The following is a 14348-nucleotide window of genomic DNA, read 5'->3' on the forward strand; positions in this document are numbered from 1 at the left end:
AGTATATTTGAGCCTATGGGTTGGTCTACTTTCTTTACTGCCGTGTCGCGCGTGGTGCGCAGCTTCTACTTCCTCACCGGAGCTAGCTTTGTGGTCTGGATGTGCGTGTTTGATGCGAATGACTTGTTCAAACAATACGACATGTACGAGAAGTGGCGAGAGCTGCAAACCGAACGCGAGTACTACCTGACCAATATCGAGACTGTGAAGAAGGAGCGTGCTGAGCTGCTAAGCAGCCCCGAACTGCTGGAGAAATTTGCCCGTGAGCGGTACATTATGAAGCGTCCTGGAGAGGATGTGTTCATTCTGGTGCCTCAAGAAGAGCAGGATTAATGAAGCTTCAACGCAGCCATAGCTGCCTTAAACGAATCAGCTCATGGCCGCTGGGGGGCAAATTGCTATGCTTGGCGCTCTTGTTCCTGCTTAGCTTTCCGGTAGCTGCCCAGCCTTCCCAGATACAAGTATCGCGTCAGTTTCTGCTGGCTGTGCTGCGCGGCGACAATGCCGCTGCCTACAAATTGCTGGCACCCGAAATAAGCAAAACGGTGTCTAAAAAGCAGTTCAAAGAGGCCGTGCGACCCTTGTATCAGCAAGGCCGAGACTTCGGTCAACCAATAGAGTTATACAAGCTGGGCCTACGTTTAGGCGAAGAAGCAACACAGCGCTACTTCTATGCCTTCACGTTCAAAAGCGACACATTACAAACCCGGCCCCGCGTGATGCTCGATGTGACGTTTCGAGACACGACGGCTACACGCATCCTGAGCTTTGGGATGATTCCGGCGCCGCAGGGCAAACAGAAAAAGTAATTCTACTCGATCTTCTTACCCGTCATAGCTTGTTTGATGGAGATGTTCATTACTCGCTCGGCAAAGGGGCTGGTCAGACCTTCTAGCTCATCAACGGCCTTGAGAATGGTGTCCTTATCTTGAGTAGTAAGGGCATCTTTTAAGTTCTCAACCGAGGCTGCCGTTTGGGTGATTTCGTCTTCGGTCAAGTACTGAGAGTTTTTATCTACGAAGCGCTCTACCTGATAAATCATCTGCTCAGCAACGGTACGGGCCTCGATGACCATACGCGCCGATACATCCTCGCGGGCGTGGGTGAGCGAGTCCATTAGCATTTGCTCTACTTGCTCGTCGGTGAGGCCGTACTGGGGCTTTATTTCGACGGCTTGGTGAGTATTTGAGCGTAGCTCTCGGGCTTCTACCTTTAGAATACCGTCGGCATTGAGAATAAAGTTGACATCCACTTTGGGTAAGCCAGCAGGCATGGCGGGAATGCCGCGCAAGTCGAACTCGGCCAGCTTGCGGTTCTCTTTTACCAAATCCCGCTCGCCTTGGTAGACGGATATTTTGAGGTTTACCTGGCCATCAACGCTGGTAGTGTACTGGCGACCGGCTTTGGTCGGTATCTTGGAATTTCGAGGGATAATTGGGTCCATGAGGCCGCCCAGCGTTTCGATGCCGAGCGTGAGCGGCGTTACGTCGAGCAGGAGTACATCACGGCGGTTGCCGCCCAGAATATCGGCCTGAATGGCAGCGCCGAGCGCTACGACTTCATCGGGGTTTAATGAGCTGTTGGCGGGCTGCTGAAAAAAGGCCGATACGGAATCATAAACTAACGGCACGCGGGTGGAGCCGCCTACCAGCAACACGGCATCCAGATCTTGGGGCGTGAGTTTGGCGTCTGTCATGGCTTGGCGACAGGCAGCTAGGGTGCGATCCACTAGGGGCTGTACTAGCTCATTGAACTTGGCTTTGGTTAGAGGCAGTACAGTACCGCCAAAGTCACTGCTGAAATCATCGTTGTCGCTGAGGTGGCGCTTGGCTTGTTCGGCCAGCAGACGCAGCTGTTGTTGTGCTTCCACGTTCTGGAACAGCACCGTGGATAGCTGATATTCGGTGGCCCAGTACTCGTAGATGGAGCGGTCCATGTCGTCGCCGCCTAGAAAGGTGTCGCCGTTGGTGCTGATTACTTCGAATATTCCCTGCTGAATGCGCAGAATGCTGATATCGAAGGTGCCGCCGCCGAGGTCGTACACGGCTACGGTCTTCTCTTCATCGGGCGAGAGGCCAATGCCATAAGCCAGCGCGGCTGCGGTGGGCTCGTTTACAATGCGCAGCACTTCTAAGCCCGCCAAACGGCCGGCGTCGCGGGTGGCTTGACGCTGTGAATCGTTGAAGTAAGCGGGCACCGTGATGACGGCCTTATTAACGGGCGTTTTGAGGGCGTGCTCAGCACGGGCGCGCAACTCTTTTAAAATCTCGGCCGAAAGCTCGATGGGGGAATAGAATTGCCCCCCAACCCTGATTTTGACCAAGCCTTCGCTATTATCATCGATAATCTTGTAGCCGAGCTGGCCAGCGTGCTCACCCAAGTCGCGGTACGACTTACCGAGCAGGCGCTTTACAGAGTAAATCGTGTTCTGCGGATCGGTGAGCAAGTATTGCTTGGCGTCGGTGCCGACGATGGGGTCATTGCCGTCGGTGGGGAAGTGCACGACGCTGGGTACGATAGTGCCGCGGCCTTGATCATTGATGGCTACTGGCTGACGGCCTTCGGGATGGATGTAGGCGACCAGACTATTAGTAGTGCCTAGGTCAATACCGACAATGATTTCTTCCTGTTGAATACTCCCCGTAGAGAGGTTGATTGCGACTTTAGCCATGTATGCGGAGGACGGCGCGCCGAAGCGGCGGATGAGCAAAACGGAGTGGTAGAGGATAAGAACCAGGGCCGTATTGGAGCAACAAAAGTAGAGAAGAAAAGTGGGCAGCGTTTGTGTACGCCTCAGACTCGAAATAGGTAATGAATCTGAAGCAAGATTAATACGCTCTTCAATATGAATCAGAGTTGTTTTATAGCCTGCGCTTTCTAGGCGAGTAAGCTAGCACCGGATTTAAGGCTTGTTATTCTAGAACTCATAAGCGAGCAAATACAGCCGCAATAACAGCAGTGATTACTGTGGAAGTGAGAACCAAGCCGATCCTGTAAACAGTATGCATTTGCACAAGTGCAAATGCATAAGGAATCTAAAAGGCACTTTTAATGTTAGCCTAATCTCTAAAGCTTTTGATTAAAATATATCGTTTCACTTAGGTCTGCGTATAAAGACCTTTGTGTGAAGAAAATAAGCTCTCCTTAGCTTAGGTAATCACTCTTTAAATACTAAGAAGATGGAAAAGGCAAGTGTAGTACAGCGTAAGCGTTTGAAGCGCCGTGCTCGTCGGGTAGCCCGTCGTGCTCTACCTTTTTTGGCTTCGCTGTTTCTGGCTACTCCATTAGCTTCTCCCATTAAGTCGACAATGGCTAGTGCGAAGGGAGTAGAGGTGAAGATGCCGACGGAGAAAGAGATGGAATCCGCTTTCTTTAACCAGCGCATGCACGATTTGTATCGTGACCTAAATGTGGAGCAGCAGGGCTTACGCTACGAGGTGTTTGAGAAAGCCATGACTGGCTACCTGAATCTGCGCACCGAAAATAAGCTCGGCGACAAGCAACTTCTGACGGTTGTTGACTTTGAGAAGCCATCAACCGAGAAGCGCTTGTGGGTGATCGATCTGGAAAAGAAGCAGGTAAAGTTTAATACGCTTGTTGCTCATGGTCGTAACTCGGGTGAGAACCTGACCAAGAGTTTTTCCAATAAGAATGAGTCAAATATGAGTAGCCTGGGCTTCTACGTCACTCAGGATGAATATATTGGCAAACATGGCCGCTCGTTGAAGCTAGAAGGCGTAGACGAAGGCTATAATGATAATGCCTTAGACCGTTCAGTGGTAATGCACGGTGCAGACTATGTAAGCGAAGAGTTTGTGCGCCAAAATGGCCGTTTGGGCCGTAGCCTCGGCTGCCCAGCCTTACCTATGGATCAATATGCTGAGATTATTGATGAAGTAGGCGGCAAAACCTGCTTGTTCTTGAATGGTCCTGACACGGAGTACTCATCGAAGTACCTGGATCAGGATGTAGCAGTAGCTTCTCTTGTTGAAGCGAATCAGATGATTTAACTATTCTTTCGATAATGAAAGCCCCCCAGAAATCTCTGGGGGGCTTTTTCGTGTTTAAGCTGTTGGGTGAATTAGAGCGACACGCCAAACTTTTGCCCCACCGTTTCCAAATCGCGCACTACGGTTTCAAGCAAAGGAATGCCCCCCAATAGGCGTTCGGCCGATATGAGACGTTCCGGGTCGCCGGGAATCAGCACTTGCTGGCCCTCAACGGCACGGGCTTGGCGAAACGTAGTAATCCAGTTGTCCATGTGCGCTTTAAACTCGGCAGCAGGCCGGAAAGCATCGACCCGCATGGCGCCGAAGAAGTGACCAATGCCTTGGCCCACCGGATCGGCGGGCGGCTGGAGGAAAGCTACGAAGGGCGGCACCCACGGACCATAATTGGCCCCCGACAACACGGCCGAGAAGATATCGACTATACTACCCAAGCAGTAGCCTTTATGCGAGCCAGTTTCGCCCCCCAGCGGCAGTAGGGCGCCACCATCCTTCAACTCGTTGGCATTGGTGGAGCTGTTACCCTGTGCATCCTGAATCCACCCGGCGGGAGCGGGCTGCTGCTTGCGCTGCAAGATCTCAAGCTTACCGTTGGCGGCGGTGGTAGTGGCAAAGTCAGCTACAAAATCGGGCTGCTCACCGGCGGGGATGGCTACAGCAATAGGATTAGTGCCCAGCAACCGATCCAGGGAGTGAGTAGGTGCTACTAAGGGGCTGGCGTTGGTCATGGCAATGCCAATCATGTCGTGGGCCAGGGCCTTCATGGCGTGGTAGCCAGCAATGCCGAAATGGTTGGAGTTCTTCACCGACACCCAGCCAGTACCGGCCAGCTTAGCTTTTTCCAGCGCCACTTGCATGGCTTTAGGCGCTACAACCAGGCCCAGGCCACCATCTCCATCCACGACGGCCGTGCTGGGCGTCTCGTACACCACGCCTACCCGCGGCTTCGGGTTGATGCGGCCCGCTTCCCACAAGCGCACGTAGCCAATAAGCCGTGCCACGCCGTGCGAGTCGATACCGCGCAAATCGGCCGCCAATAGCGCTTCCGTCGCGGTCGTTGCGTCGTCTTCAGGGCAGCCGATGCTGCGAAAAACGGATTCGGTGAACGTAAAGAGATGGCTATAGGAGAAAATCATAAGAATAGGCCAGCCAAATTAATGTGTCAGAATTTCGGCTAACAGACCCTCTTTCAGCGCGTAGGCTGAAGCCCGAATGCTAGTGAAGCCGTAGGTTTTCAGCACAAAATCGATAAGCACGCAGGCTACTACAATCATATCGGCGCGCAGGGGTGTCATGCCGGGCATGGACAGGCGTTGCTCGTGGGTACTGGCCAGCAGCAGTTCGTAGCTCTGGTAAAAGCTTTGGGGGGCAATTTCGGTGACGGGCGGTATTTCGGTGCGAAGGTCGCCCTGTTGAGCAGCCTGCAAATCACCTAGCGTATCAAAGGTGCCAGATGCGCCTACTAAACCTACGGGCTGAAACTCCTGCACGGCGGCAGTGAGCGGCGCGAGCTGAGTAGCCAGATACGCTTGCTCAGCGCGCACATCATCGGTAGTGAGTGGGTCGTGTTGGAAAAATAGATCAAGCAGCCGCTGGGCTCCAATCTCAAAGCTTTGCTTCCAAAAAATAGAAGCTTCATCGGCAATAATAAACTCCACGCTGCCCCCACCAATATCCATGAGCAAATGCGGCTCCTGACCCAGCGCCACAGCCTGCCGAATCCCCTGGCAAATAAGCTCCGCCTCTCGGTCGCCGGGAATCACGTCGACTTTGATACCGGTCTGCTCGAAAATAGCCTCAACTAGCTCGTTGCCATTGCGGGCACTCCGCACGGCGCTGGTAGCGGTGGCGCGTACATCGGTCACTTGGTGCAGCTCTATTTCCTCCTGAAAAGCGGCCAGGGTGTGCAACGCCCGCGCAAATGCCTCAGGCGCAATTTCGCCGTTGCTGATGCCGCCTTCGCCCAGCTTTACGCCTACTTTAGTGCGCAAAAGGGTAGTGGGCCCGGCGGTGGAGCCCGTGGGGGGCATTTCTACAATCAGCAGGTGAAAGGTGTTGGTGCCCATGTCAATAAGGGCCAGGCGCGCAGGTTTGGTCATTGTCATGGGCTAAAAGAGTAGAAGCTTAATTTTCAGGTAGGCCTCCGGTTAGAAGCTGAATCGGCAAAACGTACCGAGTGGCAGCTTGCGCTGGCCCTGGTCGTGCAAATAGATTTCGCCGATTTCACGGGTTCCTTGAATAGCGGGGAAAATGTTAGAAACCAGATTGTCGAGGATGAGCGCTGAAAAGCCCAGCGAGTACAAGTTGATAAGAAAGAAATGGTCTTGCGGATCGAGTAGCTCTTTGCAAAGCTTTAACAGCTCATTCAACTCATCTTCTAGCTGCCACTTTTCTCCGTTCGGGCCGCGGCCGTAGGCGGGCGGGTCCAGAATCAGGCCTTGGTACTTGCTGCCGCGCTTTACTTCCCGGCGCACGTACTTCATGGCGTCTTCTACCAGCCAGCGCACGCCGTCGAGTTGGCTGGCTTCCATGTTATCGCGGGCCCAGAAGTTGACTTGCTTAACGGAGTCGAGGTGGGTGACATCAGCGCCGGCTGCACGAGCAGCCAATGTGGCGGCGCCGGTGTAAGCAAACAGGTTGAGCACCCGGGGCTGAGCGGCGCGGCGCTTCTTTGTTTGCTCAAAAATGAAGCGCCAGTTAGGGTCTTGCTCCGGAAAAAGCCCCACGTGCTTGAAGGCCGAGAGGCCCAGCCGAAAGCGCAGATGCAGATCGTTCTGGTCGTAGTTTATTACCCATTGCTCAGGCATACCGGGCTTGAGCTGCCATTGGCCGCGCTCTTGGCTGCCTTTTTCGCGGCGGAAAGTGGCATGGGCGCGGGCCCACTCGCTGGGGGGCAAATGCTGGTCCCAGATGGCCTGAGGTTCGGGCCGGGCAAGGACGTAGCGTCCGAAGCGTTCGAGTTTTTCGAAGTTGCCCGCGTCGAGCAACTCATAATCGGGCCAGGTGCCGGTAGTGAGGAATGAATACATAGGGCGTCATGAAACCGCCGCCGGGCGGGTCGCCAAAGGTAAGGCAGCCGCGTAAGCTTTGCGTTTGATTCAGTTAATTTAGGAGCCAGCCCTGGCCCGCATTGTTTTGACGCCCTTACTGGCCCTGCTAAACCAACACTAGTCAAGCCGTTATGTCTGAAATTCAGCGTATTGTTAACCAGCTCCAACGCGCCTTCGACGGCGACGCTTGGTTGGGGCCATCATTGGGAGCTACGCTTGAAGGCTTGAGCGCCGCCCAAGCTGCAACGCGGGTGTTGCCCACTGCACACAGCATCTGGGAAATCGTGCTGCACCTGACGGCCTGGATACGCACTGTACAGCAGCGCGTCCAAGAAGGCCAGTTGATTGAGCTATCTGACGCAGACGATTGGCCCCCTGTGCCGCTCTCTGCTGATGCGGCTGCATGGCAGCAGGCGCTGGCTGCCCTTGCCCAAGCTCATACCGAGCTGTTGGCTACCGTCACCCAACTATCCATCCCCGACCTCGACCGCCTGTTGGGTACTTCCCGCGACCGGCCCCAGGGTGTCGGCGTCAGTTATTATGTCATGCTTCACGGCTTGGCGCAACACAATCTCTATCACGCCGGCCAAATAGCGCTGCTCCGCAAGGTCGCTGGCGCGTAAGCTCCGAAACTCGTCACCACCGCTAGGAGTTAGACTTTGACCGACAAATGCCACCTTTGTAGTATGACTATCCGCTTTCATAAATACCAAGGCACCGGCAACGACTTCGTGATGATAGACGACCGGACGTTGCAGTTTGACGCCAATAACCATCAACTCGTGCGCCACCTCTGCGACCGGCGCTTAGGCATCGGGGCCGATGGTCTTATTCTGCTACGTGAGCACCGCGACCTAGACTTTGAAATGGTGTACTTCAACGCCGATGGCTACGTGGGTTCCATGTGCGGCAATGGGGGGCGCTGCACCGTGGCTTTTGCCAAGCATATAGGGCATATTAAAAATGAAACCCGCTTTCAAGCCGTCGATGGGCCGCACGAGGCGCGCGTTGATGCCGACGGCATCGTACACCTGCGCATGCAGGACGTGCTGGGCCAGCAGGAGGTAAGCGAAGACGGCATCTTCTTGAATACTGGTTCGCCCCACATTGTGCGATTTTTGCCCCCCAGCAGCCTCACTGAGCTAAACGTAGTAAGCGAAGGCCGGGCCGTGCGCTACAACGAGCGGTTCCGGGAGCGGGGCACCAACGTGAATTTCGTGGAAACGCCTCCCACGCCCGAGCTGCCCTGGCAAGTGCGCACATATGAGCGCGGCGTAGAAGACGAGACTTTATCCTGCGGTACGGGCGTCACGGCGGTAGCGCTGGCCGCTTCTCGCCGCGGGGCCACTAGCCCCGTACACCTGCGCACACCAGGCGGCGACCTGCGCGTTTCTTTTGATTCACAGCCCGATGGTTCCTTTATCAATGTCTACCTGAGCGGACCCGCTGTGCGCGTGTTTGAAGGCATAGTGGAAGGCTAGCTAACCAACGTAATTTGCCCCCAGCGCCGAACCTATGCGCCTGGGGGCAATTTTTTATTCTTATGCATTCCGAATTGGTTTTTCTGCGCGCCCTCGAAGACTCTGATCTGGAGTTCTTGTACGCGCTCGAAAACGACCCTACTATCTGGGGCGTATCGGATACGCTGGCGCCAGTGTCGCGGCATGCTTTGCGCCAATACCTAGGCCACGCTGCTGCCGATTTTTTTGAAGTGCGCCAGTTGCGGCTGGTGATTTGCGCCAAAACAGACGGCCGGGCCGTTGGAATACTAGACTTATTCAACTTTGAGCCTTTACACCAACGCGCGGGGATTGGTATCACGGTGATTAATGAAGAGCGACGGCAAGGGTATGCGCAAGCTGCGCTAGTGTTAGCGGTAGACTATGCTAGGCTTACGTTGCGTCTGCATCAGCTATATTGTACTATTTCTAGCGTTAATGAAGCTAGTCTGCGGCTTTTCCAGGCCACCGGATTTCAACAGGTAGGTATTAGGCGAGAGTGGCTCAGGACCGTTGAGGGTTGGGAGGACGCAGTTGAGCTTCAAAAAATATTATAACCTGTACAGTATAAGACAATTGCTGGCAGATTAGTGAGTTAGCTACAACGCATTTATTCCCTCTATTCGCTACGGTTGAGGTCGGTGCCGACTAATTAAAGTAGCATTAAGAAAAGCAGCATCCTTTTTAGCAAAGACTCGTATAGGAGAAGCGTTGCAAAACCGAGGAATTATACTGCTGAGTTAGGCCCTCTGGTTTACTACATACTTTCTAGCTACTCTTCTATGCCGATTTCTACCTCGGCGGATGCGCCACCACGCGCTTCAGCCACAGCGTCTAACCAGCCTTCCTCTTCCCAAACTGATATTGCCGCTGCATCCTCTTACTCTTTACCTGACATCATTTGCTTCGCCCATTTACACTGGGATTTTGTGTGGCAGCGCCCACAGCATTTGCTGTCTCGTTTTGCCCAGCAGGGCCGCGTATTTTATGTTGAAGAGCCATTCGTTCATGGCGATGATCCGAATTTAGAAGCGCACTTTGAAATAAAAGAGCGTCAGAATGGATTGAAAGTATTGGTAGCTCACCTACCCGCTGGTCTGAATGAGGAAGCCACTGATCAAGCCCAGGCGAAGTTGCTGAGCCAGTATTTTGCTGCAAACAACATCAATCAGTTTGTTGCGTGGTATTACACGCCCATGGCGCTGAGCAAGTCGCGCCATTTGCAGGCGGCGCTTACAGTGTACGACTGCATGGATGAGCTGGCAAATTTCAAATTTGCCCCCCCGCGCCTTCGTGAGCTAGAACAGGAGCTATTTAAGCGCGCTGATTTGGTGTTTACCGGCGGACAAAGTCTATATGAAGCCAAAAGCAAGCAACACGACGATGCCCACGCTTTCCCTAGTAGCATTGATAAGGCTCACTTCGGTCAGGCCCGTGAGGCCGGCGAGGACCCCGCTGACCAAGCAAGCATTGCGCATCCTCGCGTTGGGTTTTTTGGGGTAGTAGATGAGCGCCTGGACATTGAGCTATTGGGTGAGCTAGCGAAAGCTCATCCGGAGTGGCAATTCATCATTATTGGCCCCGTAGTGAAGATTGAAAAGTCGGCACTGCCGAGCACGCCCAACATTCATTATCTGGGGGGCAAAGACTATAAGGAACTCCCTATGTATTTGCGGGGTTGGGATGTAGCTACGCTGCTTTTTGCTGATAATGAGAGCACAAAGTTCATTTCTCCCACCAAAACCCCGGAGTACCTTTCGGCAGGTAAACCGGTAGTGAGTACGCCTATCCGCGACGTAGTACGCCCCTATGGCGAATTAAATCTGGTGCAAATCGCTTCCACGGCTGACGAGTTTGGGGTAGCAATTGGCCGGGCATTGCAGCAAAAAGACGATGCTGAGTGGCTCGCTCGCACTGACGCATACTTAGCCACCATTTCCTGGGATCTTACCTGGCAGGATATGGTACGCCTGATGCAGCAGCGCTTAGCCGCCAAGTAAAAAAAGTTGGATAATACCGAATAAACGTGAGTCTACGTACTACACGACACCAGTTGCAGCCTTACCGCCCCTTTCCCCTCACCAAAACACAAACTTAGCTATGTTCGATTACCTGATCGTTGGGGCCGGCTTCGCTGGCAGCGTACTAGCCGAACGGCTAGCAACCCGCTCAAACAAGAAAGTTTTAATCATTGATAAGCGTAATCATATCGCTGGCAATGCTTACGACCATTATAATGAAGAGGGGATATTAGTCCACAAATATGGTCCCCACATCTTCCACACTAACTCCAAAGACGTATTTGAATACCTCTCCAACTTCACCGATTGGCGTCCGTATGAGCACCGCGTATTAGCGTCCGTAGACGGACAGATGGTACCCATGCCCATCAACTTGGACACGATCAATAAGCTGTACGGCCTGAGTCTGAACAGCTTTGAAGTAGAGCAGTTCCTAGAGTCGCTGGCTGAGACTATTCCGGTTATTAAGACCTCGGAAGACGTAGTAGTAAGCAAAGTAGGCCGCGAATTGTACGAGAAGTTCTTTAAGAATTATACCCGTAAGCAATGGGGTATGGACCCCTCGGAGTTGGATAAGTCAGTGACCTCGCGCGTGCCTACCCGCACCAACCGTGACGACCGCTACTTCACTGATACTTACCAGGCTATGCCGCTGCACGGCTACACCCGCATGTTTGAGAAGATGCTCGATCATCCAAACATCAAGGTCATGCTGAACACGGACTACCACGAAATCATCGACTTCGTGCCCTTCAAGGAAATCATCTTCACAGGTCCGGTAGATGAGTATTTTGACTTCAAGTTCGGGAAGTTGCCTTACCGTTCTTTGGAGTTCAAGCACGAAACACTGAACGTGGAGAAGTTCTTGGCCGCGCCGGTAGTGAACTATCCCAACGAGCACCTGTACACGCGCATTACGGAGTTTAAGGCCCTTACCGGTCAGCAACATCCTAAAACCAGTGTGGTGTATGAGTACCCCAGAGCTGAGGGCGATCCTTACTATCCAATTCCGCGCCTCGAAAACGCCGAGCTGTATAATAAGTACAAGAAGCTAGCCGACGAAACGCCCAATGTTTACTTCGTGGGTCGCTTAGCTACCTATAAGTACTATAACATGGACCAGGTAGTAGCGCAAGCACTTACCTTGTATAAGAAGCTAACCGAGAAAAGCGAAGAAGCCCAAAAAGTAAAAAAACCAGCCATTTCTGGCTCGGCTTCGTTAGTAGAAAAACTAGTATCCCGCGCTCCGGCTAAGGAATAACGTTTTTAGTACAAACCGGCTGTCAGACGTCTGTCACCCTGCGTTGGCAACGAGTAGTTTTTAAGTCAAAAATGCCCCCCGGCTGCCGACTGCAAAGCTCCTCGTTCCGCTCAGGGTGACAGAACTGTTTTCGGATGGTGCCAACTCAACACTGGTAGTACTGGTGCAGGCAGCCACAAACCGATAGAAGGATGGAAAAAGTAGAAATGTGGGGGGGCATTGAGTGTACCATACGACGAATTGGCGACGGATATTCCGACCAGCTCGTGAGTAGTGGCCACCGCACCCGAATTGAAGACTTAGACCTCTTCGCTGAGTTAGGAATTAAGAAGCTACGTTACCCTATTCTCTGGGAGCAGGTAGCCCCGGAAAGCCTAGATAACCCCGACTGGACTTGGACCGATGAGCGTATGGCCCGCCTGCGCGAACTAGGCATCGATCCTATCGTAACCTTACTACACCACGGTAGCGGACCCCGCTATACGGCCCTGCACCAGGATAATTTTGTACCCGGCCTGGCGCGCTTTGCTCGTATGGTGGCCGAGCGCTACCCTTGGATAAAGAATTTCACGCCCGTAAACGAGCCGCTGACTACAGCCCGCTTCAGTGGCTTGTATGGCATCTGGTATCCACACGGGCTCGATGATAAAACCTTCGTACGCATTCAGCTCAATCATATCAAGGGTACGAGGGAGGCTATGAAGGCCATTCGGCAGACAACGCCTGATGCTCAACTGATCCAGACTGAAGACCTGGGCAAGACGCACTGCACGCCCGCGTTGGCCGAGCAGGCCGAGTACGAAAATAACCGGCGCTGGCTCACCTTCGATTTGCTCTGCGGACGCATCGACAACGAACACCCCATGTGGGAGTACCTGCGTAAAAACGGTGCCTCGGAAGCCGAACTGCTCAATTTGGTCAATGACCCGCTACCGCCCGATGTGTTAGGCGTCAACCACTATATCACCAGCGAGCGGTTTCTGGACGAAAATCACCATTACTTTCCTGCCCAGCACCTTTGCCAGAGCGAAGCCCGCACCAACTACGCCGATGTCGAGGCCGTGCGCGTGAAGCTCGTGCCGCTGGCCGGTCTTGAAACACTACTACTGGAGGCTTGGGAGCGTTACCAACTCCCTATCGCTATTACGGAAGTACATCTGGAATGTACCCGAGAAGAGCAGATGCGCTGGGTGAAGTATTTCTGGGACACAGCCAACAAGCTGAAAGAGGATGGCGTCGATATGCGCGCCATTACCATCTGGTCTTTGCTAGGAGCTTACGATTGGAACACCTTGCTCACTCAGGAGGGTGCCTTTTACGAAAGCGGCGTATTTGATATGCGGGGGGGGGAACCTCGCCCTACTGCGCTATTTAAAATGGTAAAAAGCCTCGCCACGAAAGGCCATTATGATCATCCGTTGCTACAGTCTAAGGGCTGGTGGGAGCGGGATGACCGCTTTATCTACCACCATCACTGTCCTGCTTCCAAATCTGCCTGAGCTATGAAAATACTTGACATGAACGATCTGGCCGCCGAGCTAAACAAGCCGGCGGTTCAACCTTTGCTCGTTACTGGTGCAAACGGAACCCTCGGGCGCGCTTTTCAGCGTATTTGTGCCATCCGAGGCATCGAAACTGTAGCCTTAGGCCGCAGCGAAATGGATATCACCGATCCGGTTTCGGTCGAAAAAGCAATAACCCAATACAACCCCTGGGCTGTGGTAAATACCGCAGGCTATGTACGGGTTGACGAGGCCGAAGCCGACTTTAAGCGGTGCTACCTCGAAAATACAACTGGCCCAGCCATCATAGCTGCCGCCTGTGCCTACCGAGAAATCCCCTTTCTAACATTCTCCTCCGACCTCGTCTTCGACGGCAACAAGTCGGCGGCATATGTCGAAACGGACACGCCGAGCCCCCTGAACGTGTACGGCAATAGTAAGCGCCTCGCCGAGCGCGATGTGCTGGCTTGTATGCCCAGCGCGCTGGTAGTGCGCACCAGTGCTTTTTTCAGCCCCTGGGATGAGTATAACTTTGTGTACTACGCGTTGCGGGCCGGTCATAATAAGCAAGCCTTTGAGGCCGCTGACGATGTCTTGATTTCGCCTACCTACGTTCCTGACTTGGTAAACGAGTCTTTGAACCTGCTTATTGATGAGGAACGGGGGGTGTGGCACTTGGCAAATAAAGGCTCGTACACTTGGGCAGACCTGGCGCGCTTAGCCGCCGATATGGCTAGCCTAGACACTTCTTTCGTTGTTCCCCGCGCTATGCAGGCCTTTGGCTTGGCTGCTGCGCGACCTTCCTATAGCGTACTTGGCAGCAAGCAGGGCGATATGCTGCCTTCGGTTGAAGACCGGTTGGAGCGGTGCGTAGCCGAAGTGATGAACAATATGAGAAACGCACCCGAGGAGGCTATTGCGGTTGCCTCGTAGTGTATAGAGCAGTTGGGGACAACTTCCTTGTGCCCTCACTTCTGTTATGATTGGTCAAAATTGCCCCCCAGAACC

14 protein-coding genes are annotated in these 14348 nt (G+C 53.5%); 10 read left to right on the top strand and 4 right to left on the bottom strand.

Annotated elements, in window-relative coordinates; translation table 11 throughout:
- Positions 1-15: 15 nt before the first annotated feature.
- Positions 16-333: an FtsB family cell division protein gene (locus ACW9KT_RS04055; protein WP_457078085.1), complete on the top strand. Its 318-nt coding sequence runs from the start codon at positions 16-18 to the stop codon at positions 331-333.
- A gap of 71 nt (positions 334-404) precedes the next feature.
- Entirely contained in the window at positions 405-809 is a 405-nt protein-coding gene (locus tag ACW9KT_RS04060) for a hypothetical protein (RefSeq protein ID WP_457078086.1), read from the top strand.
- Between the two features lie 2 nt (positions 810-811).
- Here ACW9KT_RS04060 and hscA read toward each other — a convergent pair whose 3' ends face one another.
- Positions 812-2671 (bottom strand): Fe-S protein assembly chaperone HscA, encoded by a 1860-nt coding sequence (hscA, locus tag ACW9KT_RS04065; protein WP_457078087.1) that lies wholly within the window; start codon positions 2669-2671, stop codon positions 812-814.
- Positions 2672-3179: 508 nt separating this feature from the next.
- Between hscA and ACW9KT_RS04070 the strand changes: the two genes are divergently transcribed.
- Positions 3180-4010 carry a murein L,D-transpeptidase catalytic domain family protein gene (locus ACW9KT_RS04070; protein WP_457078088.1) on the top strand — a complete coding sequence of 277 codons (831 nt, stop codon included), beginning with the start codon at positions 3180-3182 and terminating at the stop codon, positions 4008-4010.
- A gap of 71 nt (positions 4011-4081) precedes the next feature.
- Here ACW9KT_RS04070 and ACW9KT_RS04075 read toward each other — a convergent pair whose 3' ends face one another.
- Genes ACW9KT_RS04075 through ACW9KT_RS04085 form a run of 3 tightly spaced genes read right to left on the bottom strand, consistent with a single transcriptional unit; the run spans position 4082 to position 7036 of the window.
- A complete protein-coding gene (locus ACW9KT_RS04075; RefSeq protein WP_457078089.1) occupies positions 4082-5143 on the bottom strand; it encodes an Ldh family oxidoreductase in 1062 nt (353 codons plus the stop codon).
- An 18-nt stretch (positions 5144-5161) separates the two neighbouring features.
- A complete protein-coding gene (locus tag ACW9KT_RS04080; protein ID WP_457078090.1) occupies positions 5162-6106 on the bottom strand; it encodes a Ppx/GppA phosphatase family protein in 945 nt (314 codons plus the stop codon).
- Between the two features lie 48 nt (positions 6107-6154).
- The gene (locus ACW9KT_RS04085; protein WP_457078091.1) at positions 6155-7036 is read right to left on the bottom strand and encodes a class I SAM-dependent methyltransferase; all 882 of its coding nucleotides are present in this window, start codon (positions 7034-7036) and stop codon (positions 6155-6157) included.
- Between the two features lie 152 nt (positions 7037-7188).
- On the opposite strand from ACW9KT_RS04085, the gene ACW9KT_RS04090 reads away from it, so the two are divergent.
- From ACW9KT_RS04090 to ACW9KT_RS04120, 7 genes are all read left to right on the top strand, one after another.
- Entirely contained in the window at positions 7189-7680 is a 492-nt protein-coding gene (locus ACW9KT_RS04090; protein WP_457078092.1) for a DinB family protein, read from the top strand.
- Between the two features lie 63 nt (positions 7681-7743).
- On the top strand, positions 7744-8538 hold the full coding sequence (gene dapF, locus ACW9KT_RS04095) for a diaminopimelate epimerase (RefSeq protein WP_457078093.1): 795 nt from the start codon (positions 7744-7746) through the stop codon (positions 8536-8538).
- 62 nt (positions 8539-8600) lie between these two features.
- A complete protein-coding gene (locus ACW9KT_RS04100) occupies positions 8601-9113 on the top strand; it encodes a GNAT family N-acetyltransferase (RefSeq protein ID WP_457078094.1) in 513 nt (170 codons plus the stop codon).
- Between the two features lie 225 nt (positions 9114-9338).
- On the top strand, positions 9339-10556 hold the full coding sequence (locus ACW9KT_RS04105; RefSeq protein ID WP_457078095.1) for a glycosyltransferase family 1 protein: 1218 nt from the start codon (positions 9339-9341) through the stop codon (positions 10554-10556).
- 100 nt (positions 10557-10656) lie between these two features.
- On the top strand, positions 10657-11838 hold the full coding sequence (gene glf / locus ACW9KT_RS04110) for a UDP-galactopyranose mutase (protein WP_457078096.1): 1182 nt from the start codon (positions 10657-10659) through the stop codon (positions 11836-11838).
- A gap of 191 nt (positions 11839-12029) precedes the next feature.
- Complete coding sequence (locus ACW9KT_RS04115; protein WP_457078097.1) at positions 12030-13337, top strand: family 1 glycosylhydrolase; 1308 nt, start codon at positions 12030-12032, stop codon at positions 13335-13337.
- A gap of 3 nt (positions 13338-13340) precedes the next feature.
- Positions 13341-14273 (top strand): SDR family oxidoreductase, encoded by a 933-nt coding sequence (locus ACW9KT_RS04120; protein ID WP_457078098.1) that lies wholly within the window; start codon positions 13341-13343, stop codon positions 14271-14273.
- The last annotated feature ends 75 nt before the right edge of the window (positions 14274-14348 follow it).

This window comes from Hymenobacter sp. HD11105, from assembly GCF_054051685.1.

Bases quoted from the DNA above. Each gene is read 5' to 3' on its own strand.
- ACW9KT_RS04055 (WP_457078085.1), top strand. From the start codon at position 16: ATGGGTTGGTCTACTTTCTTTACTGCCGTGTCGCGCGTGGTGCGCAGC.
- hscA (WP_457078087.1), bottom strand. From the start codon at position 2,671: ATGGCTAAAGTCGCAATCAACCTCTCTACGGGGAGTATTCAACAGGAA.
- ACW9KT_RS04070 (WP_457078088.1), top strand. From the start codon at position 3,180: ATGGAAAAGGCAAGTGTAGTACAGCGTAAGCGTTTGAAGCGCCGTGCT.
- ACW9KT_RS04075 (WP_457078089.1), bottom strand. From the start codon at position 5,143: ATGATTTTCTCCTATAGCCATCTCTTTACGTTCACCGAATCCGTTTTT.
- ACW9KT_RS04080 (WP_457078090.1), bottom strand. From the start codon at position 6,106: ATGACCAAACCTGCGCGCCTGGCCCTTATTGACATGGGCACCAACACC.
- ACW9KT_RS04085 (WP_457078091.1), bottom strand. From the start codon at position 7,036: ATGTATTCATTCCTCACTACCGGCACCTGGCCCGATTATGAGTTGCTC.
- ACW9KT_RS04090 (WP_457078092.1), top strand. From the start codon at position 7,189: ATGTCTGAAATTCAGCGTATTGTTAACCAGCTCCAACGCGCCTTCGAC.
- dapF (WP_457078093.1), top strand. From the start codon at position 7,744: ATGACTATCCGCTTTCATAAATACCAAGGCACCGGCAACGACTTCGTG.
- ACW9KT_RS04100 (WP_457078094.1), top strand. From the start codon at position 8,601: ATGCATTCCGAATTGGTTTTTCTGCGCGCCCTCGAAGACTCTGATCTG.
- ACW9KT_RS04105 (WP_457078095.1), top strand. From the start codon at position 9,339: ATGCCGATTTCTACCTCGGCGGATGCGCCACCACGCGCTTCAGCCACA.
- glf (WP_457078096.1), top strand. From the start codon at position 10,657: ATGTTCGATTACCTGATCGTTGGGGCCGGCTTCGCTGGCAGCGTACTA.
- ACW9KT_RS04115 (WP_457078097.1), top strand. From the start codon at position 12,030: ATGGAAAAAGTAGAAATGTGGGGGGGCATTGAGTGTACCATACGACGA.
- ACW9KT_RS04120 (WP_457078098.1), top strand. From the start codon at position 13,341: ATGAAAATACTTGACATGAACGATCTGGCCGCCGAGCTAAACAAGCCG.